Below are 6,051 nucleotides of genomic sequence, written 5' to 3'. Positions count from 1 at the left end.
GTCGGATACTGCAAGCGGCGGCCTGGGCCGCCGGCAATCAGCGGCGCATGCCCACGCCGATCGCCAGCACGCCGGCCACGATGGCCGCGATGCCGGCCCAGGCAGGGATCGCCACGGACTTCTCGGTCTCGGCGGTAGCCTTGACCGAACCGATCTGCAGCACGGTCTCCTCGGATTTGTAATTGAAGCCCTTGTAGGCCAGGGCGGCGATGCCCAGGACGATCAAGATGGCGCCGATGATCTTCATTTTTTCTCTCCAGTTCGACTTGCTGCGCGGACATTAGCGCATAGGCCCGCGGCTGTCAGTGACAGAAGGTGTCGCATCACGCTGCGGTATTGCCGCACTTCGGCAAAGCGCCCGCGTCGTATAGAATCAACCCTTTTGGCCGACGCTCATGTGGTTCAAGAATCTCAAGATTTATCGCCTCTCCTCGCCGTGGACGCTGGTCGGCGACCAGCTTGAAGAAACGCTCGCGCGGCATGCCTACCAAAGCGGCAACAACCTCGAAATGCAAAGCCTGGGCTGGGTGCCGCCGCGCGAAAACGGCGGCCTGGCCCATGTGGTCAATGGCCAGATCCTGCTGAGCCTGCGCGCCGAGAAAAAGCTCCTGCCGGGTACGGTCGTCAACCAGGTCGCCAAGGCCCGCGCCCAGGAAATCGAAGAGCAGCAAGGCTACAAGCCGGGCCGCAAGCAAATGAAGGAAATCAAGGAACGCGTCACCGACGAGCTCCTGCCGCGCGCCTTCAGCGTGTACCGCGACACCCGTGTCTGGATCGACCCGCAGAACCATTGGCTGGTCATCGATGCCGCCGCCTCGGCCAAGGCCGACGAAGTCATCGGCCTCCTGGCCAAGTGCGTGGATCCCTTCCCGCTCGAGAACCTGTATGTAGCCCAGTCCCCGGCCTCGGCCATGACTGGCTGGCTGGCCGAGGATGAGGCTCCGGCCAACTTCTCCATCGATCAGGACACCGAACTGCGTTCCTCGGGCGAAAGCGGCGCGGCCATCCGCTACGTCAAGCATTCGATCGACGCCGACGACGTGCGCCGCCATATCCAGTCGGGCAAGCAGTGCACCCGCCTGGCCATGACCTGGGCCGACCGCATTTCGTTCGTCCTGACCGAAGGCCTGGACGTCAAGCGCGTCGCGCCCCTGGACGTGCTGAAGGAAGGCAATGAAGGCGTGGCCGCCAACGACGACGAGAAGTTCGACTCCGACATGATGCTGATGACGGGCGAACTGGCCAAGATGATGGCCGAGCTGGTCGACGCGCTGGGCGGCGAAAAGAAGGTGTAAGCCGCGGGCGCCAACGCGCCTGCAAGCTGGGCCGCCCTTGGCAGGGCGGCCTTTTTCATGTCTGCAAGACTGGCCTCAGGCCGCCACGGCGCGGTCGCGGCCGGCCTGCTTGGCCTGATACAGCGCCTGGTCGGCGCGGTCGATCAGATAGGCGTAGTCCGGATGGCCGTCGAACGTCGCCACGCCGATGCTGGCCGTGATGTGCAGCGGGCCGGCCTCGGGAATATTGAAGACATGGCGGCGGATCTCCGCGCCCAGCTTCTCGGCCGCGGCCAGCGCGGCCTCGCGCGGCGCGTCAACCAGCACCACCAGGAATTCCTCGCCGCCATAGCGGAACACGAAATCGCTGGAGCGGCACGCCTGATGCAGGACCTCGGCGAACTGGCGCAGCACCTGATCGCCGCCGGAGTGGCCGTGCTGGTCGTTGATGGCCTTGAAGTGGTCGATATCCAGCAACAGAACCGAGAATTCGCTGCGCTGGCGCCGCGCAATCGATATCTCGCGCCCGATCACCGAGGGCAGGAAGCGCCGGTTCAGCACATTGGTCAGCGGGTCGCTACCGCTCTCTATCTCCGCCACCATATCGAACAGGCCGTTGAGCAGGTGCTTGATGCGCGCCACCAGCTCCTGCAATTCGCGCACGTGGTCGGGCATGGCCCCGGCCTGCCCCAGTTCCTCGCCTCGCATCAATTGAGGCAGCACCACGCCGTCCAGCTGCGCGACGGCGTCCGTGATCTGCTGCAGGCCAGGCGCGCTTTCGAACATCGCCCCGCCCTTGTGCTGCAACCACAACCCGAATTCCGAGGCCGCCAGCCGCGGCAGGCTTTGTCCCGGCGCGCGGTAGTGCAGGCCGATCAGCACCGCCTGGCTCCATTCCAGCAAGGCGGCGCGCTGCCGCTCGCGTTCCGTGGAGATGTTCTGGCCCAGCGCGAAGAGCCGGTAGGCCTCGTCGTTGCGGGCGCCGCGGCTGATGTCGCGCATGAAGGCGCGGCTCATCTGCTCGACCGCCAGGTCGAACAGATTGCACACGTACTGGGTGGCCACGGACGCAGCCATGCCGTCCAGGTCGCTGGCGCGCAGGCGCAGGGCAATCTCGTTTTTCAGGATGCGGGCGCCGGCCATCACCAGATGGATGGGGATATGGACGCGGGCATGCACCTCGCCCACCTTTTTCTGCGTGGCCATCAGGGCGGCGATGTCGCCCTGGTCGCGCACGCACAGCAGCCCCTTGAGCCAGCGCGTCATGCCCGCATGCAGGCGGCTCGACACGATTTCATGGGACAGCCGCGGGCCGGCCTCGGCGTCGGCCAGCAGGGTGGAATAAAAGGCGTCGACCAGTTCTGAGAGGCTGTCGCCCACCACCGCGGCGACTTGCCCGCGCGTATAGGCGTCAACCGACTGGTAGACCGCAATCCAGGCCTGCTCGTTGGACGCGCTCAGGTAGCACGCCTGATCGGATGCGCCAGCGTGCCGGTCGGGAATTGGCGGGACGCCAAGACTGCTTGAAGACATATAGATAATCCGCCCGAAGGCTCCACGGCGTGTCCGGAAACGACACGCGACAGAAAAAACCAGCGCGGATTATGCTTGAAAACCCCGGGCCGAGGCCGTCCTGCGGCCTGGGCCTAGGGATATTCGGCCCGGCGCCCGGCGCTTATTCGAGTCCGTGGAAGGACGAATCGTCCGGCCCGATATGGGACGGATGCTGCCAGGTCACATCGCGCAGGGAGTGCTGGACCAGGCCCTCGACGCCCAGCAACACCGCGAAGATCGCCATGCGGATGGGGATGCCGTTGTCGGTCTGACGGAAGATCGCCAGGCGCGGGTCGTGGTTCAAGTCCACGCTCAGGTCGTTGGCGCCGGGACGGCTGTCGCGCGGCAGCGGGTGCATCACGATGGTGTCCGGACCGCAGTAGGCGTCGATGATGGCGCGGCTGATCTGGAAGTCCGGGGTGTAGCCTTCGTTTTCTTCATTGGCGAAGCGCTCTTTCTGCACGCGCGTGGCGTAGATCACGTCGGCGCCGGCCAGCCCCTCGGCCAGCGAGCTCTTCTGCTCGATGACGTTGCCGTTGCGGCTGGCCTGCTCGATGATGTAGGACGGCATTTCCAGGCCCTTGGGCGACACCAGCGAGAACTTCACGTTCTTGTACAGCGCCATCAGCTTGATGAGCGAGTGCACGGTGCGGCCGTACTTCAGGTCGCCGACCATGGCGATATGCGCGCCGTCCAGCAGTTTGCCCAGGCGCGAGAACTCCGTCAGGATCGTGTACAGGTCCAGCAGGGCCTGGCTAGGGTGCTCGCCCGGGCCGTCGCCGCCGTTGACCACGGGAATGTTGGTGGCGCGGGCGAACTCCGCGACCGAACCCTGGTCCGGATGGCGGATGACCATGGCATCCACGTAACCGCTCATGACGCGGCTGGTGTCGTAGATCGATTCGCCCTTGGCCATGGACGAGAACGTGAAGCCGGTGGTGTCGCAGACCGAGCCGCCCAGGCGGCAGAACGCCGAGCCGAAGCTGACGCGGGTGCGGGTGCTGGCCTCGAAGAACAGGTTACCCAGCACCGCGCCTTCCAGCACGCGGGACACCTTCTGGCGGCGGGCGATGGGCTGCATCATGTCGGCCACGCGGAACAGATCCTCCACCGATTCGCGGGTGAATTGATCCACCGACAGCAACTGATGCTTGCCCTCCACCGCGATACGGTCACGCAAAGGACCTTCTTGTACGCTTTGCGTATATTTTTCCAGCAAGACGCCGTTCTGGACGATTTCACTGACGAAGCGCTGCACCACTTCCGGCATCGCACGGAATTCCTGCGAGCCCTCTGGCAGCAACCAGGTATCGAGCGCGCGGCGCTTGACGCCGATGCGGGTCGCGAACACGTCGCGAGTGAGATTCAGGCGCCGCATGGCGTCGCGCAGGAAGGCTTGCTGGGAGATGGTCATGACGGGCCCCGAACAGGAGATTTATATACGCTGTGCGCATATTATTCTCAACACAAATCCAAGTCCAACGTTTTTGCGCACACGGGTTTACCCGCAACTACCGCCTTGCATAGGCTGTGGTGGTCTGGGGCGCATCCGTGATTGCCTGCGCAGCCGCCAGCCAGCAGGCGGCGCAGAAGGCAAGCGCGCTGATCAGGTAGCAAAGCATGGCCAGAATCTGCGCGGGCCAGTGGGCGCGCGTCAGATGGCCGGTGTAGCCCTGGCGCAACAAGCTGACCTGCGCCAGGTAGGCAAACAATATTCCCAGGCAGGCAGCCAGCAGGCCGCCCAGCAACAGCGCCAGCGGCAGCTGCAGATCCGGCGCGGCGATGTCGCCCCCCACCACGCCCAGCGAAAAGCCCGTCAGGACCAGCGCCGCGCCGCCATTGAGCCAGCCCAGGAAGCGGAACGCCCCCGCCAACAGCGAGAATGACAGGCCGCTGGCGCGGATCTGCTGGGCGCGGGCGTCCATCGATCAGCCTTCGCCGCCCTTGCGGCAGACCGGCGTGGCGCTCTGGATCGAAGCGCGGGCGGCGGCGATTTCGGCCGCATCCCAACGGCCTTCGCCCAGCACCGTGATGGTTACCTTGGACGTCGAGGGACTGGCGCTTTCGACAGTCATCAATTCCAGCACCTTGGCGGGTTCCGTCACCTTATAGAGCTGCACCTCGTCGGGCGCGCCCTTTTCGCCTTTCACGTGGCGCCAGGCATAGGCCACGTTGTAGGCGTGCTGCACATTCACGTGGCAGGTGCGCACATACTCGCCCGCGCGGCGGAAAGCCGCTTCGTAGTGGGTATTGACGGTGAAGGTCTCCGTCACCACGGCATCGGACTCGTAGACCCCTTTGCTCGCGCAGCCGGCCAAGAGGGCCGCAAACGCCATTCCCACCCACAAAGACTTGCGCATGACACTTCCCACGATCGAATTCAACTTCCCGAATTATGCCAGGAGGGGGGACCGCGATCCGGCAACAAAAAAGCCGCGAGAGGGATGCATGGGCATGTCTCGCGGCTTCTGGGCCGGAATTGCGGCGCGGAGAACGAAGGCCTATTTGGTGGCGGCGCCCTCGATCTTCTCGCCGCCCCGCTGAATGTCCTTGCCTGCCCCGGCTACGGTGTTGCATCCCGCCGAGACGGCAGCGATCGAAAGCAACATGACGAGAAAGACTTTGTTCTTCATGGACATCTCCTGTCTGGGCTTGGAAAGTGAAGCCAGCATACCCCAAAGACCCTCATTTGGGCATCGGCCGGACACGGGCTCCGCAGCCGCTGCCGGCCGCATCGGCGCGAGATCAAACACGATTCGAAAGGCTTGCGTTCGCCTGTCGCGCAATTGCCGCCAATCGATTAGGATTCGCAAATGACCAAGAAACACGCATCGCAGAACGCCGGTTCCGCCCACCAGGGCTGGGGCTGGGAACAACCCCAATGCCGCGGACAAGCGGCATTGGCGCTCTTCATCGACGATCTCCACCGAATTTTGCAGGCGCATACCGCCGGCAAGCTGGCTGAAAGCAGCACGCTGGCCGATGCGCAGCAAAACGTGAATGAATTGCTGGCCCGCTACAACGAAATAGGCGCCGCGCCGGATATTTTTCTCGGCCAATCGGTCGAACTCAAAGAGGGCGTGGACCGCGACGGGGTGTCCCATACGGTACCCATTTTTTCGGCCCGCCTGAAACAATCCCTGGTGTCGATGCTGGGCCAAGGTCCAGCCTGAAACACCGCCCGGCTTGCCAGCAGGTTCGGGGCCATAAACAGAACAGTTAC

The 6,051-nt window shown here is 64.2% G+C and carries 8 protein-coding genes; 2 read left to right on the top strand and 6 right to left on the bottom strand.

The window, feature by feature from the left end; translation table 11 throughout:
- Positions 1-37: 37 nt before the first annotated feature.
- On the bottom strand, positions 38-247 hold the full coding sequence (locus AC6LKD_RS14210; protein ID WP_013392532.1) for a hypothetical protein: 210 nt from the start codon (positions 245-247) through the stop codon (positions 38-40).
- Between the two features lie 148 nt (positions 248-395).
- Between AC6LKD_RS14210 and AC6LKD_RS14205 the strand changes: the two genes are divergently transcribed.
- Entirely contained in the window at positions 396-1,295 is a 900-nt protein-coding gene (locus tag AC6LKD_RS14205) for a recombination-associated protein RdgC (protein ID WP_054451049.1), read from the top strand.
- A 75-nt stretch (positions 1,296-1,370) separates the two neighbouring features.
- On the opposite strand, the gene AC6LKD_RS14200 is transcribed toward AC6LKD_RS14205, so the two are convergent.
- From AC6LKD_RS14200 to AC6LKD_RS14180, 5 genes are all read right to left on the bottom strand, one after another.
- Positions 1,371-2,807 carry a diguanylate cyclase gene (locus tag AC6LKD_RS14200; RefSeq protein ID WP_498116567.1) on the bottom strand — a complete coding sequence of 479 codons (1,437 nt, stop codon included), beginning with the start codon at positions 2,805-2,807 and terminating at the stop codon, positions 1,371-1,373.
- 142 nt (positions 2,808-2,949) lie between these two features.
- Positions 2,950-4,242: an aspartate carbamoyltransferase gene (locus AC6LKD_RS14195; RefSeq protein WP_013392529.1), complete on the bottom strand. Its 1,293-nt coding sequence runs from the start codon at positions 4,240-4,242 to the stop codon at positions 2,950-2,952.
- A 97-nt stretch (positions 4,243-4,339) separates the two neighbouring features.
- Positions 4,340-4,753, bottom strand: a complete 414-nt coding sequence (locus AC6LKD_RS14190) for a hypothetical protein (protein WP_013392528.1) — start codon at positions 4,751-4,753, stop codon at positions 4,340-4,342.
- A 3-nt stretch (positions 4,754-4,756) separates the two neighbouring features.
- The gene (locus AC6LKD_RS14185) at positions 4,757-5,188 is read right to left on the bottom strand and encodes a BPTD_2524 family lipoprotein (RefSeq protein ID WP_498116566.1); all 432 of its coding nucleotides are present in this window, start codon (positions 5,186-5,188) and stop codon (positions 4,757-4,759) included.
- Between the two features lie 141 nt (positions 5,189-5,329).
- On the bottom strand, positions 5,330-5,461 hold the full coding sequence (locus tag AC6LKD_RS14180) for an entericidin A/B family lipoprotein (protein WP_013392526.1): 132 nt from the start codon (positions 5,459-5,461) through the stop codon (positions 5,330-5,332).
- A 180-nt stretch (positions 5,462-5,641) separates the two neighbouring features.
- On the opposite strand from AC6LKD_RS14180, the gene AC6LKD_RS14175 reads away from it, so the two are divergent.
- Positions 5,642-6,001, top strand: a complete 360-nt coding sequence (locus AC6LKD_RS14175; RefSeq protein WP_013392525.1) for a hypothetical protein — start codon at positions 5,642-5,644, stop codon at positions 5,999-6,001.
- The last annotated feature ends 50 nt before the right edge of the window (positions 6,002-6,051 follow it).

The sequence above is a fragment of the Achromobacter sp. D7-1 genome (assembly GCF_059760445.1).
This window is presented reverse-complemented; position numbering and strand designations above follow the sequence as displayed.